At 63.5% G+C, this 19,854-nt stretch carries 15 protein-coding genes; 11 read left to right on the plus strand and 4 right to left on the minus strand.

Annotated elements, in window-relative coordinates:
* The first annotated feature begins 13 nt into the window (after positions 1-13).
* The 4 genes from ppk2 (at position 14) to FB466_RS02930 (ending at position 3,649) form a co-directional block, all read left to right on the plus strand.
* Positions 14-820 (plus strand): polyphosphate kinase 2, encoded by an 807-nt coding sequence (ppk2, locus tag FB466_RS02915; RefSeq protein ID WP_246054503.1) that lies wholly within the window; start codon positions 14-16, stop codon positions 818-820.
* Between the two features lie 177 nt (positions 821-997).
* Entirely contained in the window at positions 998-2,155 is a 1,158-nt protein-coding gene (locus FB466_RS02920; protein ID WP_141915698.1) for a hypothetical protein, read from the plus strand.
* Between the two features lie 3 nt (positions 2,156-2,158).
* Positions 2,159-2,635 carry a hypothetical protein gene (locus tag FB466_RS02925; RefSeq protein ID WP_141915699.1) on the plus strand — a complete coding sequence of 159 codons (477 nt, stop codon included), beginning with the start codon at positions 2,159-2,161 and terminating at the stop codon, positions 2,633-2,635.
* A 51-nt stretch (positions 2,636-2,686) separates the two neighbouring features.
* The gene (locus FB466_RS02930; RefSeq protein WP_141915701.1) at positions 2,687-3,649 is read left to right on the plus strand and encodes a Ppx/GppA phosphatase family protein; all 963 of its coding nucleotides are present in this window, start codon (positions 2,687-2,689) and stop codon (positions 3,647-3,649) included.
* A gap of 208 nt (positions 3,650-3,857) precedes the next feature.
* Here the strand turns inward: FB466_RS02930 and FB466_RS02935 are convergent, their stop codons facing one another.
* Positions 3,858-7,763 carry a DNA-directed RNA polymerase subunit beta' gene (locus tag FB466_RS02935; protein WP_141915703.1) on the minus strand — a complete coding sequence of 1,302 codons (3,906 nt, stop codon included), beginning with the start codon at positions 7,761-7,763 and terminating at the stop codon, positions 3,858-3,860.
* A gap of 42 nt (positions 7,764-7,805) precedes the next feature.
* Positions 7,806-11,297, minus strand: a complete 3,492-nt coding sequence (gene rpoB / locus FB466_RS02940) for a DNA-directed RNA polymerase subunit beta (protein ID WP_141915705.1) — start codon at positions 11,295-11,297, stop codon at positions 7,806-7,808.
* Positions 11,298-11,765: 468 nt separating this feature from the next.
* Between rpoB and FB466_RS02945 the strand changes: the two genes are divergently transcribed.
* The 4 genes from FB466_RS02945 to FB466_RS02960 all read left to right on the plus strand — a co-directional run bounded on the left by FB466_RS02945 (position 11,766) and on the right by FB466_RS02960 (position 16,097).
* A complete protein-coding gene (locus FB466_RS02945) occupies positions 11,766-12,617 on the plus strand; it encodes a spermidine synthase (RefSeq protein ID WP_141915706.1) in 852 nt (283 codons plus the stop codon).
* Positions 12,618-12,637: 20 nt separating this feature from the next.
* On the plus strand, positions 12,638-13,135 hold the full coding sequence (locus FB466_RS02950; RefSeq protein WP_141915708.1) for a SprT-like domain-containing protein: 498 nt from the start codon (positions 12,638-12,640) through the stop codon (positions 13,133-13,135).
* 330 nt (positions 13,136-13,465) lie between these two features.
* Positions 13,466-14,866: a DEAD/DEAH box helicase gene (locus FB466_RS02955; RefSeq protein ID WP_141915710.1), complete on the plus strand. Its 1,401-nt coding sequence runs from the start codon at positions 13,466-13,468 to the stop codon at positions 14,864-14,866.
* Between the two features lie 133 nt (positions 14,867-14,999).
* Entirely contained in the window at positions 15,000-16,097 is a 1,098-nt protein-coding gene (locus FB466_RS02960) for an NADH:flavin oxidoreductase/NADH oxidase (protein WP_141915712.1), read from the plus strand.
* A 20-nt stretch (positions 16,098-16,117) separates the two neighbouring features.
* Here FB466_RS02960 and FB466_RS02965 read toward each other — a convergent pair whose 3' ends face one another.
* Both FB466_RS02965 and FB466_RS02970 read right to left on the minus strand, forming a co-directional pair.
* Positions 16,118-16,654, minus strand: coding sequence for an NUDIX hydrolase family protein (locus tag FB466_RS02965; protein WP_425460887.1), 537 nt, complete (start codon positions 16,652-16,654; stop codon positions 16,118-16,120).
* Between the two features lie 88 nt (positions 16,655-16,742).
* A complete protein-coding gene (locus tag FB466_RS02970) occupies positions 16,743-17,324 on the minus strand; it encodes a nitroreductase family protein (RefSeq protein ID WP_141915715.1) in 582 nt (193 codons plus the stop codon).
* A 145-nt stretch (positions 17,325-17,469) separates the two neighbouring features.
* Between FB466_RS02970 and FB466_RS02975 the strand changes: the two genes are divergently transcribed.
* From FB466_RS02975 to FB466_RS02985, 3 genes are all read left to right on the plus strand, one after another.
* On the plus strand, positions 17,470-18,168 hold the full coding sequence (locus tag FB466_RS02975) for an alpha/beta hydrolase (protein WP_246054504.1): 699 nt from the start codon (positions 17,470-17,472) through the stop codon (positions 18,166-18,168).
* Between the two features lie 6 nt (positions 18,169-18,174).
* Positions 18,175-18,909 (plus strand): glutamine amidotransferase, encoded by a 735-nt coding sequence (locus FB466_RS02980; protein ID WP_141915719.1) that lies wholly within the window; start codon positions 18,175-18,177, stop codon positions 18,907-18,909.
* 67 nt (positions 18,910-18,976) lie between these two features.
* Entirely contained in the window at positions 18,977-19,750 is a 774-nt protein-coding gene (locus tag FB466_RS02985; RefSeq protein WP_141915721.1) for a glutamine amidotransferase, read from the plus strand.
* Positions 19,751-19,854 lie beyond the last annotated feature (104 nt).

Raw genomic sequence — 19,854 nt, forward strand, 5'->3', positions numbered from 1 at the left:
GAAAGCACGGACAATGACCCAGGTTAAACGGATGCCCAAGAAACGCTACGAAACGGAGCTCCGACGACTACAAACCGAACTTGTCGCGCTCCAGCAGTGGGTGCGCGCCACACACTCGCGTGTGGTGATCATCTTTGAGGGCCGAGATGCCGCAGGCAAGGGATCCGCTATCAAGCGTGTCTCAGAGTATCTCAACCCCCGGTACGCCCGCATCGTGGCCCTACCCGCCCCCAGCCAGCGCGACCAGAGTCGCTGGTACTACCAGCGCTACGTAGCCCATCTGCCCTCGGCCGGTGAGATCGTACTGATGGACCGCTCCTGGTACAACCGCGCCGGAGTCGAGCGCGTGATGGGGTTCTGCACCGACGAACAGTACGAACGATTCATGGACCAGACCCCCACTTTTGAGCAAATGCTGCTCGATGACGGCATTATTCTGCTGAAGTATTGGTTCTCCGTCTCGGATATGGAGCAGGAACGCCGCTTCCGCTCGCGCCGCGACGACCCCATGCGCCAGTGGAAGCTCTCGGATATGGATGTCCAGTCCATTTCCCGGTGGGAAGACTACTCCAAAGCCAAAGACGTGATGTTTGACCGTACGAGCACCGAGGCTTCACCCTGGTGGACCGTGGAGAGTGACGACAAACGCTCCTCCCGCATCAATGTGATGGCGCACATCCTGTCGCAGATCCCGTACAGTCACGTGCCCCTGCCCGCGGTGGAAATTCCACCACGACCCGCACCCGGCGGCTACGAGCGACCACCGCTGCACTCCCAACGCTACGTGCCCGACTACGCGGCAACGCTCACTAAGAAGTAGGCTCGCACCCGGCCGCCGCCGTGTGCCCCATCCGAAGCGAGGGGCACACGGCGTCTCCCCGCTCCGATCCGGACGGACGGGGAACACACATGCCGGAAAATATCCGCGTAATATCAGCGAATATTGCTAAAGTGACGCTCAGGAAACCGCACCATGCGAGTTAAAGGGGTAAGCAATATGAGTGACGATAAGAATCCCACGCCGGACTCACCATCACCAGAAGACGACGGCTATGTATCGGATGACCGTCTCGCGGAAGCCCTCAAGCGTGTACGTCGCGACGACCTCACCCCCTCGAGTGCAGCCGCACAGGTGGACCCCCGACCCCGCTCCGAGAGCCAGACTAACTACGAGCCCGTGTCAGCAACCGGTGCGATTGGGCTACCCAGCGGGCTCGGCCTCTCCGCTGACCCCACCGAGAAGAAAAACTCCCCCGGGCCGGCGGCACATCCTGGCCCCTCGGACGAAGGGGAGCACGAGGCTCGCGACGAGGTGAGTCTGGACGATCTGCTCGCACCCACCGATGTACCCGCGGCCACGGCCGACTCTGGGCCGATGACTTCCCCGGGGCTCGCACCGGCAGCACACCCCGCGTCCGAGGCCACCAGCGGCTCACCCCTGATCGGGACCGACCCGCTCGCCGGTCTGCCCTCAGCCGCACCGAGCGCGGAGCCCCTCGCCGCACCGGCAGGAGCCGCAGAACCCATTGTGGTCGCCGAAATCCCCGCAGACGCACTCACCATCCCCGCGGACAGCCCCATCGCACCGCTGTACGTGCAGGCCCCGAGCGCCCCCGAGCTCCGCGGCAACCGGGGTGCCGGGGCCTGGATCACCCTCCTCGCCACGCTCGGCTTTGCCCTCCTCTACGCCGGAATCGTCGCCGCGCTCTACGCGCCGGTGACCACCGCGGCAAGCTTCCTCACCCGAATCACCGACTACCTCGTCACCCCCGCCTACATTGCCCCCGTTGCCGCATTCTTTATTGGGCTGCTGCTGCTCGTTCTGATCGCAAACCGGGCGGGCTGGTGGGCCTATGTACTCGGCGGCCTCATCGTAGGCATCCTCGTTTACGGGGCGGCCACCGGCGGGCTCCTCTTCTCGGAGGGGCTCATCCATATGGGCCCGCGCGCAGCCCTCGACCACCCTGAGGTGCTCTTTCTCTCCCCCTTCACGATCCTGGCCGGCGTCGCCGCCCGCGAGATGAGCGCATGGTTCGGGGCCTGGATTGCTGCCCGCGGGCGCAAAATCAAGCGCGCCAACGCGGAAGAACTCGCCGACTACGAGGAGCGGCTTGCGGCATCCCCGCTCCGACAATCCGTCGTGATCGTCGATTAGCTGATGGCCGAATCCCGGGACACCGAGCTGCGCCGCTACGCTACCGTCCTGGTGGGGATGGTCACGATACTCCTCGGGGCCGTGATCATCCCCGCCTGGGGATTCACCGCACTGCTCTCCGACTCCGACCCGATCTCCTCCGACGACATTTCCGCCGCAGCCGGGCCGCTGATGATCGTGTCCGCCCTTGCCGTGATGGCACTCTGCCTCACCGTGGTCGGCAGCGGAATCCGCGCCGGAACGCACACATTTCCCTGGCTACTCGCCCTCTTTACCGGGGTGGGTGCCTACCTACTGGCAGCCATGATCGGGATAATCTTCACCCTGCCTCCGGAGGAAACGTTTGCGAGTCTCTATCTGCTCTGGTTCATTCCCCTCGGGTTCCTCGGAGCCGTAACCTACTGGGCTATTCTGGCCCGCCACGCGTTCACCGACCGGACCCGTCCGCGCTGGCCCTGGGAAAACCCGGAAGACGAATAACAACAACCCGCAGCGTCGGCCCCCACCGCATCCGGATGGCATCATTGTTGTATGACAACTGTGGCCGCCATTGATTGCGGAACTAACTCCATCCGACTGCTTATCTCGACCGTCACACCGGCCAGCGCATCAGATGGGCTCCCACAACTCACCGATATTGTGCGGGAATCGCGCGTGGTACGGCTCGGCTACGGCGTGGATCGCACCGGCGAATTCCACCCCGATGCACTGGCCCGCACGGTGGAGGCCACCGAGGACTATGCGCGACTGATCGCCGCACACGACTGCCAACGGGTACGATTTGTCGCCACCTCAGCCACCCGGGATGCGCGCAACCGCGAGACATTTATCGCGGGCGTGGTTGCGGCCCTCGGTGTCGAACCCGAAGTTATCAGCGGCGAGCAGGAGGCTCAGCTGTCGTTTGTGGGTGCCATCAGCGGCGCGGCGCGGGACCAGCCGGGACCCTACCTCGTCGCCGACCTGGGCGGCGGCTCCACCGAACTGGTACTCGGCACCGACCGTGTGACCGCAGCGCACTCCATGGACATCGGTAGCGTGCGCCTCACCGAACGCCACCTGGGGATCACGGATACGGCGCTACGGCGCACGAGCATCCGCGCCGACATCGAGGCGGCCATCGACCGGGCCGAAGCCCTCGTGCACCTCGGCCAGGCCCGGACCCTCATCGGTGTGGCTGGCACGGTCACCACGGTGGCCGCACACGCCCTCCGGCTGCCCGCCTACGACTCGAAGGCACTTGACGGCTGTGTCATCGACGTGGACGCCACCCTGGCGGCGTGTCACGATCTGGAGACGCTCGACCGGGGCTCGCTCGCGGCGCTCCCTTACGTGCATCCAGGACGGATCGACATCATCGGAACGGGTGCGCTCATCTGGGCCGACGTGATTGAGCGGGTACGCGCCCGCGTGGCCGCACAGGGCGGGGAATTGAACACCGTGATGACGAGCGAGCACGATATTCTCGACGGAATCGCGTTGAGTCTGGCGGAGTGACCACGGGCAAAAACCCCGCGGTGAGCGAGAAAACGCCTTAACAGGAATGTGGGCTGACCCCCCGACCAGCCCACATATCTATAAAGTAACAGGTTCTGGCCCCGAGCGCATCTCGATTGGGCATTTTTCCAAAAGAATTTTCGTTAACGACGCAGGCTCCCCGCCGATCACTCGTGTGACGGGCGGGGAGCCTGCGTGGGCCTACCAGTTAGTTGTAGGTACCCGGGTTGAATTCGTCCGAGGTGAAGCTCTCGAAATCAACAAACGAGAGGTCCGTCTCATCGAAGCTGGCGTCATCCACAAAGATGCGGTTCGGGTAACGCTCGGCCTTGGCCTCTTCCGTTGCCTCGACCGTAACGTTACGGTAGCGCTCCAGGCCGGTACCGGCCGGGATCAGCTTTCCGATGATGACGTTCTCCTTGAGGCCGATGAGCGGGTCACGACGACCCTCCATCGCGGCCTGGGTGAGCACGCGAGTCGTCTCCTGGAAGGAGGCTGCAGACAGCCACGACTCGGTCGCGAGCGACGCCTTGGTGATACCCATGACCTCGGGGCGAGCCGTCGCGGCACGCTTACCGTCCAGTAGAGCCTCACGGTTCAACTGGGCGTAACGCGACCGGTCAACCAGCTCACCGGGCAGCAGGTCGGTCTCACCGTGGTCAACCACGGTCACCTTGCGCAGCATCTGGCGAACAATAACCTCAATGTGCTTATCGTGGATCGGCACACCCTGCGAGCGGTAAACGCCCTGCACGCCCTCAACGAGGTACTTCTGAACGGCACGCTCACCGGGGATGTGCTTGCCGTTCTCAGTCGTACCCACCTGAAGGACGTCCTTGGGGTCGAGGGTTCCCGAGATGAAGGGCTGGCCCAGCTCAACGTGGTCGCCATCCTCAATGATGAGGGTGGCACGCTTGAGAACCGGGTAGGCCTTCTCTTCGGTTCCATCGTCCGGGGTGAGGATGATCTTACGGCTCTTATCGGTGTCCTCAATCACCACACGACCAGCGGCCTCCGCGATGGGCGACGCACCCTTGGGGGTACGGGCCTCGAAGAGCTCCTGGACGCGGGGCAGACCCTGGGTGATGTCGTCCGCCGATGCCGAACCACCCGTGTGGAAGGTACGCATCGTCAGCTGGGTTCCGGGCTCACCAATCGACTGGGCCGCAATAATACCGACAGCCTCACCGATATCAACGCGCTTACCCGTTGCGAGCGAGCGACCGTAGCAGGCCGCACACACACCCACGGCAGACTCACACGTGAGCACCGAGCGAACCTTGATCAGCTCAACACCCTTCGCGACGAGCTCGTCGATCAGCACGTCGCCCACATCGGCACCAGCCGTGGCAACAACGTTGCCCGAGGCATCCTCGGTGTCGGATGCGAGCGTACGGGCGTACACCGAGTTTTCGACGTTGGAGTCGCGCGTCAGCACACCGTCAACCACGGCCGCAATCGGCAGCTCCAGGCCGCGGCGCGTGCCACAGTCTTCCTCACGGATGATGACATCCTGCGAAACGTCTACCAGACGACGCGTGAGGTATCCCGAGTCGGCGGTACGAAGGGCGGTGTCAGCCAGACCCTTACGCGCACCGTGCGTCGCGATGAAGTACTCGGCAACCGAAAGACCCTCACGGTACGACGAGATAATCGGACGAGGGATGATCTCACCCTTCGGGTTGTTCACGAGACCACGCATACCCGCGATGTTACGGATCTGCAGCCAGTTACCACGGGCACCGGAAGACACCATACGGTTGATGGTGTTGTCGGTGGGGAACGCGGCCCGCATCGCTGCGGCAACCTCGTCTGTGGCTTTGGTCCAGATATCAACGAGCTCGCGGCGACGCTCGACATCGGTCGTCAGACCCTTATCAAACTGCGCCTGAACCTTAGCAGCCTGCTTCTCGTAACCCGCAACGATCTCCTTTTTATTGGAGGGCGTGAGCACATCGGAAAGAGCAACCGTCACACCGGAGCGGGTCGCCCAGTAGAAACCGGCATCCTTGATGCGGTCCAGCGTGGCGGCAACCTCCACCTTGGGGTAGCGCTCGGCCAGGTCATTGACCAGCTGCGAGAGCGCGCCCTTGTCGGCGACTTCTTCGAAGTACGGGTAGTCGGCGGGCAGAGCCTCATTGAAGAGCGCGCGACCCAGGGTGGTGTCCACGATCACGGGCTTGCCGGGAACGTAGTTCTTGGGGGCGTTTTCCTCGGTGAAGACCACATCGGAGAGACGAATACGCACCTGGGCGTTGAGGTCAAGCGAACCCTGATCCTTGGCCAGGATGGCCTCGGCAACGGAGGAGAACGCACGGCCCTCACCAACCACGCCATCCTTGAGGGTGGTGAGGTGATGCAGCCCGATAATCATGTCCTGCGTGGGTAGGGTTACGGGGCGACCGTCCGAGGGCTTGAGGATGTTGTTCGACGCGAGCATCAGGATGCGCGCCTCGGCCTGGGCCTCCACCGAGAGGGGCAGGTGTACCGCCATCTGGTCACCATCGAAGTCGGCGTTAAACGCCGCACACACGAGCGGGTGCAGCTGGATAGCCTTGCCCTCTACCAGCTGGGGCTCAAACGCCTGGATACCCAGACGGTGCAGCGTGGGGGCACGGTTCAGCAGTACCGGGCGCTCCCGGATGATCTCTTCGAGAACATCCCACACCTGGGGGCGACTGCGCTCTACCATGCGCTTAGCAGCTTTGATGTTCTGAGCGTGGCTCAGGTCAATCAGGCGCTTAATCACGAACGGCTTGAACAGCTCCAGAGCCATCTGCTTGGGCAGACCACACTGGTGCAGCTTGAGCTGGGGACCGACGATAATCACCGAACGGCCCGAGTAGTCAACCCGCTTACCCAGCAGGTTCTGACGGAAGCGACCCTGCTTACCCTTCAGCATGTCGCTGAGGGATTTCAGGGCACGGTTGCCGGTGCCCGTGACGGGGCGGCCACGACGACCGTTGTCGAACAGGGCGTCAACGGCCTCCTGCAGCATCCGCTTCTCGTTATTCACAATGATCTCGGGGGCACCGAGATCGAGCAGACGACGCAGACGGTTGTTGCGGTTAATCACGCGGCGGTACAGGTCGTTAAGGTCGGAGGTCGCAAAACGGCCACCGTCCAGCTGGACCATGGGGCGCAGCTCCGGCGGGATGACCGGCACAACATCCAGCACCATCGACGCGGGGCTGCCACCGGTCTGCAGGAAGGAGTTCACGACCTTCAGTCGCTTGATGGCACGGATCTTCTTCTGACCCTTGCCCTCAGCAATCTGCACGTGCAGCGTGTCGGCCTCAGCCTGCAGGTCAAACGCCTCGAGACGCTTCTTGATCGACTCGGCGCCCATGTAGGCCTCGAAGTAGCTGCCGAAGCGGTCAACGAGTTCATTGAAAACCGAATCCTCGGGCTTGAGGTCTCCCACCTTGAGGGTGCGGAACTCTTCCCACACGCGCTCCAGGCGAGCAATATCCTCGTCGTAGCTCTTGCGGATCTGAGCCATTTCCTTGTCGGCAGAGTCGCGGGCACGACGCTTCTGGTCGGCCTTTGCCCCCTCAGTCTCAAGCGCAGCGAGGTCGCGCTCGGCCTGCTGCTGACGCTCGCCGATGGAGGAATCACGCTGATCACCCAGCGTCTTCAACTCCAGACGGAGCTCGTTCTCCAGGCCGGGCATATCCTCGTGACGGCCCTCTTCATCAATGTCGATGACCATGTAGGCCGCGAAGTATATGACCTTCTCCAGGTCTTTCGGGGCCATATCAAGCAGGTAACCCAAACGCGAGGGAACGCCCTTGAAGTACCAGATGTGGGTCACGGGTGCGGCGAGCTCAATGTGGCCCATGCGCTCACGACGAACGGAGGACTTGGTGACCTCCACGCCACAGCGCTCACACACGATGCCCTTAAAGCGAACGCGCTTGTACTTGCCACACGAGCACTCCCAGTCGCGGCTCGGTCCGAAGATCTGTTCGCCGAACAGGCCGTCCTTCTCGGGCTTCAGGGTGCGGTAGTTAATCGTTTCGGGCTTCTTTACTTCACCGTATGACCAACGGCGAATATCCTCGGCCGTGGCCAGACGGATCTGAAGCTCGTCAAAAGTTGTTGCGTCGAGCAATTTTTCTCCTTGAAAAGAAATCTTCTAGTGTCTGGTTGCGGCTTAGATTTCGTCGATCGTGGACGACTCAAAGCGGCTGGACAGGTTAATGCCGAGCTCCTCCGCGGTGCGGTGGGCCTCATCATCCGTATCACGCAGGTTCACGGCGGTACCATCGGCACCCAGAACCTCAACGTTCAAGCAGAGTGACTGCATTTCCTTCATCAACACTCGGAACGACTCCGGAACGCCAGGCTCCGGAATGTTCTCACCCTTCACGATGGCCTCATAGACCTTCACACGGCCGAGGATGTCATCCGACTTGACCGTAAGAAGCTCCTGGAGGGCGTAGGCGGCACCGTATGCCTCAAGTGCCCACACCTCCATCTCACCAAAGCGCTGCCCACCGAACTGTGCCTTACCACCCAGCGGCTGCTGGGTAATCATGGAGTACGGTCCGGTTGACCGGGCGTGAATCTTATCGTCTACCAGGTGGTGCAGCTTGAGGATGTACATGTAACCGACCGAAACGGGCATCGGGTACGGCTCGCCGGAGCGACCATCAAAGAGTTGGGTCTTACCGGAGGAACCGATCAAACGCTCGCCATCGCGGGTGACGTTCGTCGAGTCAAGCAGACCCGCGATCTCTTCCTCAGTGGCACCGTCAAACACCGGGGTCGCAACCTTCGTGTTGGGCTCGGCGCTGAAGGCTTCCTTCGGCAGGTTGGCAGCCCACTCGGGCAGACCCTCCACGTTCCAGCCCTGCTTGGCAATCCAGCCGAGGTGAATCTCCAGAACCTGTCCGAAGTTCATTCGGCCGGGGATACCGAGCGGGTTCAGGATGACGTCAACCGGGGTTCCGTCCGCAAGGAACGGCATGTCCTCAACCGGCAGAATCTTGGAGATGACACCCTTGTTTCCGTGGCGTCCAGCAAGTTTGTCACCCTCGGTGATCTTACGCTTCTGGGCGATGTACACGACAACACGCTGGTTGACTCCCGAGCCGAGCTCGTCATCCTGCTCGGTGTCGAACACCTTGACGGCGATGACGGTACCCGCAACACCGTGCGGAACCTTGAGGCTCGTGTCACGAACCTCGCGGCTCTTCTCGTTGAAGATGGCGCGCAGCAGGCGCTCCTCGGCGCTCAGCTCGGTTTCACCCTTGGGTGTGACCTTGCCAACGAGGATATCGCCGGGGCGAACCTCGGCACCGATGCGGATGATGCCGCGCTCGTCGAGATCCTTCAGGGCCTCCACGGATGCGTTGGGCAGATCGCGCGTGATCTCTTCCTTACCGAGCTTGGTATCGCGGGCATCCACATCGTATTCCTCGATGTGAATCGAGGAGAGCGTGTCGTCCTTAACCAGGTTCTGGCTGAGGATGATAGCGTCCTCGAAGTTGTGACCCTCCCACGACATGAAGGCAACAAGCAGGTTCTTACCGAGGGCCAGCTCGCCGTTCTCGGTCGCGGGACCGTCAGCAATCACCTCGCCGACCTCGACACGCTCGCCAGCCTTGACGATGACGCGGTGGTTGTACGACGTGCCCTGGTTAGAGCGGTCAAACTTGCGCAGGTAGTAGCTCTTCGAGCCGCCCTCGTCGAGCTGCACGGTAACGACGTCGGCCGAAACCTCCGAGACAACACCGGCCTTTTCGGCGGTGATGACGTCACCGGCATCGATGGCCGCGAAGCCCTCCATACCGGTTCCGACGACGGGGCTTTCGCTGCGCACGAGCGGCACAGCCTGACGCTGCATATTGGCACCCATAAGGGCACGGTTCGCATCGTCATGCTCCAGGAAGGGGATGAGCGAGGTCGCGACGGACACCATCTGACGGGGCGAAACGTCCATGTAATCAACGCGGTTCGCGTCAACCAGCACAACCTCAGAACCCTGGGGACGAGCAAGAACCAAGTCTTCGGCGAAGCGACCCTCTGCCGTGAGAGGAGCATTGGCCTGGGCAACCAGGAACTCGTCCTCCTCGTGAGCGGTGAGGTAGTCGATGTGATCGGTGACCACACCGTCCACAACACGACGATACGGGGTCTCAATGAAACCAAAAGAGTTAATGCGGGCGAAAGTGGCCAGCGAGCCGATCAGACCAATGTTCGGGCCTTCCGGGGTCTCGATGGGGCACATGCGGCCGTAGTGGCTGGGGTGCACGTCTCGAACCTCGACGCCGGCACGCTCACGCGATAGACCACCGGGCCCGAGGGCTGAGAGGCGACGCTTGTGGGTCAGACCCGCGAGCGGGTTGTTCTGGTCCATGAACTGCGACAGCTGGCTCGTCCCGAAGAACTCCTTGATCGCGGCCAGCACGGGGCGTGTGTTGATCAGGGTGTTGGGCGTGATCGCCTCGATGTCCTGCGTGGTCATCCGTTCGCGCACCACGCGCTCCATCCGGCTCAGACCGGTGCGGACCTGGTTCTGGATCAACTCGCCAACGGCACGGATACGACGGTTACCAAAGTGGTCGATGTCGTCGGTGTCGAGGCGGATGTCAACGGCTTTGCCCTCGCGGGTGCCAGCAAAAGTGGCATCTCCGTTGTGCAGAGCAACCAGGTACTTGATCGTGGCGACGATGTCCTCCAGCGAGAGCACCGAGTCGGAGAGAGGAGCCTCAAGACCGAGCTTGCGGTTGATCTTGTAGCGACCCACCTTGGCGAGATCGTAACGCTTCTCGTTGAAGTAGGAGTTGTCGAGCAGCGAGCGCGCGGCCTCAATGGCAACCTGCTCACCGGGACGCTGCTTGCGATAGATGTCCTTGAGAGCTTCCTCCTGGGTGAGGACGTTGTCCTTCTCCAGGGTGATCTCGATGGACTCGTAGCCCTTGTACTCTTCAAGGATCTCTTCGCTGGTCATACCCAGCGCCTTCAGGAACACGGTGACGGACTGCTTACGCTTACGGTCGATACGCACACCAACGTGGTCGCGCTTGTCGATCTCGAACTCCAGCCAGGCTCCACGGCTGGGGATAATACGTGCGGTGAAGACATCCTTATCGCTCGTCTTCTCCTGAACCCGCTCGAAGTAGACACCGGGGCTTCGCACCAGCTGCGACACCACAACACGCTCGGTGCCGTTGATGATGAAGGTGCCGCGCTCAGTCATGAGCGGGAAATCGCCCATGTAGACGGTCTGGTTCTTGAAAACCTGGGTCTCTTTGTGGAAGAACTCGGCCTCCACATAGAGCGGGGCAGAGTATGTCTTACCGCGCTCCTTACACTCGTCAATCGAGTACTTCTGCTCGTCAAGGAATGGGTCCTTGAACGAGAGCTGCATCGTGCCGCCGTTGTCTTCGATCGGGGAGATCTCCTCAAAGATCTCCTCAAGGCCGTTGCGGGTGGCGAGGTCGTCGCGCCCCGCTTTCTTAGCCTCGGCGACGCGTGTCTTCCACGCCTCGCTTCCGACGAGCCAATCGAAGCTCTCTGTCTGCAGTGCAAGCAGATCTGGAGCGGTCAGCGTGTCGCTAATCTTGGCGAACGAGAGCCGCTGGTGCAAGCGGCCGTTCTTGGGCGTGATACTGGTGGATGCGTTGCGCGCAGCAGCCAAGGAAATAACCTCCGTGGGCCCCGTCGGGCCGTTTCACTGGTGTAATTTTTGGGAAGACTCGTCAGACAATATGGTCATCTCGCTTAGTGGAACGAGAACGAAAAGCCGACCGCAATATGAAGGCAGGGTGTCCGGGAGCGCAACTATCAACTATAGGTGCTCAAAACAGCGGTGTCCACCCCTGATATTGACCTCTCAGGGATTCTCCGGTATTGACGCGGGCGGTGCCTCCCGGGCGATGATCCCGAGGGCCTTGTAGAACTCTCCTCCACAGAGGTGTACGGCGGTGTTGAGCCCCTACTCTCCACACCGCCGGTCCCGGTCGATAGTGGCCCGAAGGTCAGAACGATCAGAACAGTTCGAGGATAGAACTTAATATGCGAGTGATCAAGGCAAGCGCAGAAATATATGGGGGACGGAACTGTTCTCGCTGTGCGAGCATCCCGCAGCCTCACGTAGAGTCGAGGGGTGAATGCGAACCCGGAGCAACGATTGAGCGTGAGCGGCTACCTCGCCCACATCGAGAAGGACCGCTTTGTGCCCGGTTCATATCAGCTGGTGGTGGATGGCACCCCCCAGTCTCACGTCAACCTGGACGACCCGAGCCAGCTTTTTTTTGAGTATGTTCAGCGGATGGGTCACGTGATTGACCTGATCGGGCTTCCCGGCGAACCCCTCACCGCCCTGCACCTGGGCGGCGGCGCGTTCACGCTCCCCCGCTATGTCGAGGCGACCCGGCCCGGCTCACGCCAACAGGTCATCGAATTGGAAAGCGACCTCGTGGAGCTTGTCCGCCGAGAGCTGCCCCTCCCCCAGCGTGCGGCCATCCGGGTGCGTCACGGTGACGCCCGCACAGTTGTGGGCAAGCTGCCAGCCGGTCTCAGGAACAACGTAGACCTGATCGTGGTCGATATCTTCTCGGGAGCCCGGACACCCGCACACGTGACGAGCCGCGAGTTCTACCAACTTCTACTCCCTTTTCTGTCACCGCGCGGTATCATCGTGGTCAATGTGGCCGACGGCCCCGGCCTCGCCTTCGCCCGTTCACAGGTCGCTACCCTGCGCTCTCTCTTCCCCCAGGTGAGCGCACTGGCCGAGGCACAAATCCTCAAGGGCCGCCGCTTTGGCAACGTGGTACTCATGGCCTCAGTGGTTGACCCAGGGGTCGAGTGGATGCCCCGGCTGCTGGCCGGCGGACCCCACCCTGCCAAGATCCTCACGGGTAACGAACTCGCCGCCTTTGCGGCTTCCGCGCCGATCGTCACGGATGCCACCGCCATCCCCTCACCCCCGCCCGGGCGCAATATCTTCCAGGTGTAACAGAAAAGGGGGAGCACGCCATGAGTGAACTCAACCGTGTACGGGTGTGGGCCGATGCCCTGATTGCGCTGCACCTCGACCCGTCTGAGTGGAGCTTCGGTTTCGACAACGCCAAACGACGGGCAGGCGTGTGTAACTACACCACCAAACGCATTACAGTCTCCCGCTACCTGGCCGCGAAATACACGGATGACGAGATCCACCAGATCCTGCTGCACGAGGTTGCCCACGCCATCGCCGGCCACGCCGCGGCTCACGGTCCCGCATGGAAACGCGTATGTGTCGAGATCGGCTATGAGGGCCGCCGCCTCCACGACGGCGAGACTGCGCACGAGCTGGCCCCCTACATCGGCGTCTGCCCGGTCGGCCACGAGCACTACCGCTACCGTGCACCGACGCGTCCGCTCTCCTGTGGCCTGTGTGCGCGGGGCTTCCACGCGGGCAACGCGATCACGTGGGAAAAGCGGACCATTGACCCGCTGGAGCGACGGCTGGTGCGGCGGGCCGCATCCGAATAACAACCCTTTGCGCACTAAAAGTGCTGGACAGTACCCAATTTTCAGAAACATGGGGTACAGTGACTGACTGAGCAACCGCTATGAGGTTGCCCGCGTCGTAGAACGCATACTTTTATCGGGAAACCGGTTCAGACTCTTTCTTACGGCGAACGGATGCGCGAACCCGCGCTTTTGCCACACCTCACGAGCACTCCACCGCCTGTCGTACCACTCTTTTGGTGCGCCCGGCACCGCATCACCGCGTCCCACGCCATTCGGCGTGGGACGCGAACCCGCCCGTGAGTTACTGGTGCTGCCTACGCGGCGGCACAGAAAATGGATACACAACACATGACATCAACTTTTGCAGCCCTCGGCGTTCCCGCGCCCCTCGTGGCCGTTCTGGAAAAAGACGGCAAGACCGAGGCCTTCCCCATCCAGCAGGACACCCTGCCGGACACCCTCACGGGACGCGACGTGCTGGGCCGTGGGAAGACCGGCTCCGGTAAGACCATTGCGTTTGCCCTCCCTCTCGTCTCCCGCCTCGGCGGCACCCTCGCCGGTGGCAAGCGTCGCCCCGGCCGGCCGCTGGGCCTGGTGCTCGCACCCACCCGCGAACTGGCCACCCAGATTGCCGCAACCATTACACCCCTGGCGGAGGCCTACAACCTCACCACCACCACCATCTTCGGCGGTGTCAGCCAGAACCGCCAGGTAGACGCCCTTCGCAGTGGCGTCGATATTGTGGTGGCCTGCCCGGGGCGCCTGGAAGACCTGATGAAGCAGGGCCACGTCAAACTTGACGCGATCGAGATCACCATCCTCGACGAGGCCGATCACATGGCCGACCTGGGCTTCCTGCCCGGCGTCACCCGGATCATGGAGGCCACACCCTCCGACGGACAGCGGCTGCTGTTCTCGGCAACGCTCGACAACGGCGTAGACAAGCTTGTGCGCAAGTTCCTCACGGATGCCGTGATGCACTCGGTAGACGAGGCCAACTCCCCCGTCGCCGCTATGACCCACAACGTCTTTGAGGTGGCCTCGGCAGACGCCAAGCGCGACCTCATCAAGAAGCTCGCCTCGGGCACCGGTCGTCGTATCCTCTTCACCCGCACCAAGCACGCCGCAAAAAAGCTTGCCAAGCAGTTGACCGATGCCGGAGTACCCGCCGTGGACCTGCACGGAAACCTCTCGCAGAACCAGCGCGACCGCAACCTGGCCGCGTTTGGCTCGGGCAGCACCAAGGTTCTCGTAGCCACCGATGTCGCCGCTCGCGGTGTGCACGTAGACAACGTTGAGCTGGTAGTACACGTTGACCCGCCGATGGAGCACAAGGCGTATCTGCACCGCTCAGGCCGCACGGCCCGTGCCGGTACGGAGGGCCAGGTCGTCACGATCTGCCTGCCCGAGCAGCGCCGTGACCTCGGTGCAATCCTGCGCAAGGCCGCCATCGCGGTGACGCCCATCCCGGTGACCGCCGACTCCGACGAGGTCAACGCACTCGTTGGCCCGACAGCGGCCTACGTGAAGCCCGCACCCCGCGCCCCGCAGCCGCAGGGTGGCGGACGCTCGACGGGTGCCAATGCCCAGCGCAAGCGCGCTTCGCGCGGCACCGGCGGTTTCGCCGGGGGCGGATCGCGCAGCGGCGGCCAGGGTCGTCCCGGCGGCTCTGCCGGTGGCGGACGCTCGGCTGGGGCAGGTCGCTCCGGCGGTGCCCGCCCGGCACAGTCGCGTTCACACCAGCGCTAGTACTCGCGCAACTCGGGTTCACCCGTGCGCGTCACCCTCGGCCGTTCGGCTCCTTCGGGAGTCGGGCGGCCGTCGGCTTTTTCACCTGCGTGGCACCGGAATAGCCAGCCACCGTTCCCGGTTGATTCTTCGTATGGCCTCAACACACCTCTTCTCCCCCATCACCCTCCGCGACACCATGTTCCGAAACCGGCTCTGGGTCTCACCCATGTGCCAGTACTCGGCCGACAAACGCGATGGCGTGCCCACCGATTGGCACCTCGTGCACCTGGGCGCGCTCGCCCGTGGTGGGGCCGGAGTTGTCATCACCGAGGCCACGGCGGTGGTGCCCGAGGGACGGATCTCGCCGGAAGATCTGGGCCTCTGGAACGATACCCAGCGCGACGCCCTCGCCCGCATCGTTCGAGTGATCCACTCCCACGGGGCCGGGGCGGCCATCCAGCTCGCCCACGCCGGGCGCAAAGCATCGACGTACAAGCCCTGGTCTAGCAAGCGCAACACCGTGCCCGCCGCCGAGGGTGGCTGGCCAACCGTCGCACCCAGCGCGATCGCGTTTGGCGAGATGGCCGAACCACAGGCGCTCACCGTAGACGGCATCCGGGAGGTGGTGGAGGCTTTCCGCCTCGCCACGCGCCGAGCGGTTGCCGCGGGGTTCGATGCGGTCGAGGTGCACGCCGCCCACGGCTACCTGGTGCACGAGTTTCTCTCGCCCCTGAGCAATCAACGCACGGACGAGTACGGTGGCAGCGCCGAGAACCGGGCCCGCCTGCTACTAGAAATCGTCCGAGCCATGCGTGCGGAGGCGGACTGCCTTCCCCTCTTTGTCCGCTTCTCGGCAACCGACTGGGCCGAGGGCGGGCTCACCCCTGAGGAGGTCTCAACCTTCGCCCGCTGGGCTGGCGCGGCCGGGGCTGATCTGATTGACGTATCTACGGGAGGGCTCACCTCCGGCGCACAGATTCCTCTCTCCCCCGGCTATCAGGTGACGTTTGCCGAGCAGCTACGGAGAGAGACCAGACTGCCCACCTCGGCGGTGGGGCTCATCACCGAGGCCGAGCAGGCGGAGCGCATCCTGGCCGATGGTGAAGCGGATGTGATCCTGATGGGTCGCGAACTTCTGCGCGACCCACACTTTCCGTTACGCGCCGCAGCCCAGCTGGGTGAGACGCTCAGCTATGCGCCCAGACAATACGAGCGCGCGCCGTTTGCCGAGGTGCTCACGAAGGTGTAGCCACCGAGCGGGGCCGGCAGCTACAACGCGCCGGTCCCGTAGAGCGCCGAGCGCAAGAGCGTGCCGCGGCCGCCCTCCATCTCGGCCATATTTGCGTCGCTGACCGCATCCTCAGGGGTGAGCCAGGTGATCTCAAGGGCATCCTGCCGGGGGTCGCAACTCCCGGTCACGGGCACAATAAACACCAGGGATACGGCGTGTTGTCGCTCATCGGTGAACGGGCTCATGCCGGGCAGCGGGAAGTACTCGGCCACCTGAGCCGGGAGTGGGGTCGTTGGCAGCAGGGGGAAAGCCATCGGGCCGAGGTCTTTTTCAAGGTGGCGAAAAAGTGCCTCGCGTACCGTCTCGCCATACATCACGCGGCCGGTGACGAGCATCCGACTCATCGCACCCTCCGGGCTGGCCCGTAGCAGCAGGCCGACCTCACTAATCTTGCCGAGGCCATCGACCCGCACGGGGATCGCCTCCACACAAAGGATCGGCATTCGTCGGCGTACCTGCGACAGCTCATCATCGCTCAGCCAGCCGGGATTGGGATCGGGGGTGCGCAGGTCCATAGGTCTCATTCTGCACTACACGCAGGCTATTCCGGACGAGACGGGTGAGTCTCACCGGAATAGCCTGTTGCGTGTGCGACCTCCGCGGTTACTCGCTGCGCAGGATGATGGTGCCCAGATCGCGGCGAGCGCGGGGAGCCAGCTCACGCTCGCGCAGAACGTCGTTGAGCGCCGCGGGGTCACCGAGGCGGCCGACGGCCACGACAGAGACCGGCACAAGTGCCTCATCAAGGCTGAACTCAGAACGGATGGTTTCGGGCACGAAGCCGCCCATCTGGTGGGTGTGCAAACCGAGGGCCTGCGCCTGAATGCTCAGGTGGGCGACCGACTGGCCCAGGTCGTACTCCGCCCAGCGGTAGGGCTTGCCCTCATCATCCTGAGTGGCGGCGACCGATACGACCAGCAGGGAGGCGTTGACGGCCCACTCCTTGTTGAAGCCCATCAGGCCCTCCACCACCGAGTCGAAGGCCGCGGTGCCGCGGTGGGTGATGATGAATCGCCAGGGCTGCGTGTTGGAGGCAGAGGGTGCCCAGCGGGCAGCTTCCAGCAGGGCGGCAGTTTCCTCGGCGGCGAGCAGGTACTCGGGGTCGAAGCTGCGGGGGCTCCAGCGGGTGGAGAGCTCCGTGATCAGCGGGGAAACAACGGTGTCCTGTGGCGTGGTGGTGGTCATGGTGTGGTCGTGCTCCTCTGTATAGGCGTGTGCGGGGGCCGGTGGCTCCGCAGAAAAGTAACGAGCGTTTTCCCGCGCGTATTCCCGTTTCTTGCTGTGCGATTGCCCGGTGCCCGGCCTCCCCGGCTAGCCCTAAGCTGAGATGATGACTGACGTGCTGATTGACGATTCACTTGTCCGCTGGTCCGTTCCCGTCGATCGGGTTGCGGATGCCCTCGCCACCCGGCCGCTGCTACTCCTGATGCACGGCTATGGCTCATTCGAGGGCGACCTGATTGAGCTGGCCCCGCTCCTCCCCGACTATTTTGTGTGCGCCTCGCCACGGGCCCCGCTCGTGGCCCCCGCCCCGGTGGAGAACGGATACGCGTGGTTTCAGATCGGTGATCCCGGCAATCCCTCCCTCGCCGAGGGCGATGCCTCGGTGGCCGCGGTGCTCGCCTGGCTGGACGCTCTCGCCGCGCACATCCCCGGCGGCCTGCCCCGGGTGGCCCTGATGGGCTTTTCGCAGGGCGGCGCAATGGTCACGCACCTGTTGCGCACGCTGCCTGCCCGCTTCCTCGCGGGCGTCAACTGCTCGGGTTTCATCCTGTCCGGTGACAAGCCCGGGGATGTCGAACTCGCCCGCCGCCAGCCACCCGTTTTCTGGGGGCGCGATGTGGGTGACCCGATCGTCACGGGGGAGGCCATCCGGCGCACCGCGGAGTGGTTGCCCACGCACTCGACCCTGACCACCCGGCTGTACCCCGGCATCCAGCACTCAATCTCGCGGGAAGAGCTGGGCGATATCAGCGCGTTCCTGGCCGAGACCGTCCCCGCGAAGGCCACCCCCGAGAGTGAGCGGTAACCCCGGATGAAGCCTTTCCTTCTGCTGGCCACCCGCGCCGAAGATCTCGCCGCAGACGAAGAGTATGAGCTCTTTTGGCGGCTCGCCGGGCTCTCTCCCGACCAGCTCCACCGGGTGCGGATGGAGGCCGGGCCGCTGCCCGCCATCCGGCTTGACGACTACTCGGGAGTGTTTGTTGGCGGTAGCCCCTACAATTCGAGCGACCCCGAGGAGAGCAAGAGCCCCACGCAGAAACGAGTGGAGGCAGAACTCGCGGCCCTCCTCGACGAGGTAGTGGCCCGCGATTTCCCGTTCCTCGGAGCCTGCTACGGCATCGGCGCGCTGGGGGCGCATCAGGGGGCGGTGATCGACCGCCGGTTCACCGAGCCCATCAGCAGCGTGCGGGTCACCCTCACCGCGGCGGGCCGGGCGGATGCCCTGCTCACCACCCTGCCCGACAGTTTCGACGCGTTTGTGGGCCACAAAGAGGCCGCCAGTAGCCTGCCGGATCACGCGGTGCTGCTCGCGTCCTCACCCACCTGCCCGGTGCAGATGTTCCGGGTGGGCAACAACGTCTATGCCACGCAGTTTCATCCGGAGTTGACGCTGGCCGGTATCATCACGCGAATCCGCACCTACCAGACGTTTGGCTACTTTGCCCCGGCCGAGCTCGACGCGATGATCGCGGATATTTCTGACGCCACGGTCACGGAGCCCCAGGCGATCCTGACGGCGTTCGTGCAACGCTATGCGCGGGAGTAGGGGCAACCCCGTCATCCCCCGTCACACACCTTGGCGGACACCGGGGAAGGCAGTTAGTCTGAATCCTATGAAGCCGTTCCTCCTGATCACGACACGATCCGAGGACAACGCTGCCCACGAGGAACACCGCGACTACCTCGCGCTGACCGGCCTCGCCCCCCAGCACCTCATCTGGCACCGCCTGGAGCGCACACCACTCGGCCGGGTCGATCTGAACGACTACTCGGGCGTGATCCTCGCCGGTAGCCCCTACAACGCCACCGACCCGGAGGACGTCAAGTCGGCCACCCAGCGCCGCGCCGAGAGCCAACTGGACGACCTACTCGACGACATCGTTGCCCGCGATTTTCCCTTCTTCGGCGCCTGCTACGGCGTGGGCACGCTCGGCCGCCACCAGGGGGCTGTCATCAACCGGACCTACGGCGAGAACACGTCAAGCACCACCATCGCTCTCACCGACCACGGCCAGGAGGACGCGCTCTTCGGTCGCCTCCCGAGCGTCTTCGACGCGTTTGTCGGCCACAAAGAGGCCGTGTTCCAGCTGCCGGCGCACGCTGTGCTACTCGCCACCTCCCCGCGCTGCCCCGTGCAGGCGTTCCGGATTGGCCAGAACCTGTACGCCACCCAGTTTCACCCGGACCTCACCAACGATGGGCTGGTGACGCGCATCCAGGTCTATCGCGACCACGGCTACTTCAGCCCGGACAGCATCACCGAGCTCATCTCCACGGTTCGCCGGGCGGATGTCACCGCCTCACACCGCGTGCTGCGCCTCTTCGTGGAGAGATACTCCACCCCCGCCACGGCCCGGGTCGCTCACGGTCACGCCGTCAGGGCATAGTTCACCGACGCGTTACCCGTCGGTTGCGGTCTGGTTTACCGGTCATCAGCATTCCGTCACCGCGCGCTCAGGCTTTCACCGGATTCTTTCGTGAAGCGCGCGAT

The sequence above is a fragment of the Klugiella xanthotipulae genome (assembly GCF_006716695.1).
In the GTDB taxonomy this organism is placed as follows: Bacteria; Actinomycetota; Actinomycetes; order Actinomycetales; family Microbacteriaceae; genus Klugiella; species Klugiella xanthotipulae.

Excerpts from the sequence above, each read along its gene's own strand:
- ppk2 (WP_246054503.1), top strand. The coding sequence starts at position 14 with ATGACCCAGGTTAAACGGATGCCCAAGAAACGCTACGAAACGGAGCTC.
- FB466_RS02920 (WP_141915698.1), top strand. The coding sequence starts at position 998 with ATGAGTGACGATAAGAATCCCACGCCGGACTCACCATCACCAGAAGAC.
- FB466_RS02925 (WP_141915699.1), top strand. The coding sequence starts at position 2,159 with ATGGCCGAATCCCGGGACACCGAGCTGCGCCGCTACGCTACCGTCCTG.
- FB466_RS02930 (WP_141915701.1), top strand. The coding sequence starts at position 2,687 with ATGACAACTGTGGCCGCCATTGATTGCGGAACTAACTCCATCCGACTG.
- FB466_RS02950 (WP_141915708.1), top strand. The coding sequence starts at position 12,638 with ATGAGTGAACTCAACCGTGTACGGGTGTGGGCCGATGCCCTGATTGCG.
- FB466_RS02955 (WP_141915710.1), top strand. The coding sequence starts at position 13,466 with ATGACATCAACTTTTGCAGCCCTCGGCGTTCCCGCGCCCCTCGTGGCC.
- FB466_RS02960 (WP_141915712.1), top strand. The coding sequence starts at position 15,000 with ATGGCCTCAACACACCTCTTCTCCCCCATCACCCTCCGCGACACCATG.
- FB466_RS02965 (WP_425460887.1), bottom strand. The coding sequence starts at position 16,654 with ATGGACCTGCGCACCCCCGATCCCAATCCCGGCTGGCTGAGCGATGAT.
- FB466_RS02970 (WP_141915715.1), bottom strand. The coding sequence starts at position 17,324 with ATGACCACCACCACGCCACAGGACACCGTTGTTTCCCCGCTGATCACG.
- FB466_RS02975 (WP_246054504.1), top strand. The coding sequence starts at position 17,470 with ATGACTGACGTGCTGATTGACGATTCACTTGTCCGCTGGTCCGTTCCC.
- FB466_RS02980 (WP_141915719.1), top strand. The coding sequence starts at position 18,175 with ATGAAGCCTTTCCTTCTGCTGGCCACCCGCGCCGAAGATCTCGCCGCA.
- FB466_RS02985 (WP_141915721.1), top strand. The coding sequence starts at position 18,977 with ATGAAGCCGTTCCTCCTGATCACGACACGATCCGAGGACAACGCTGCC.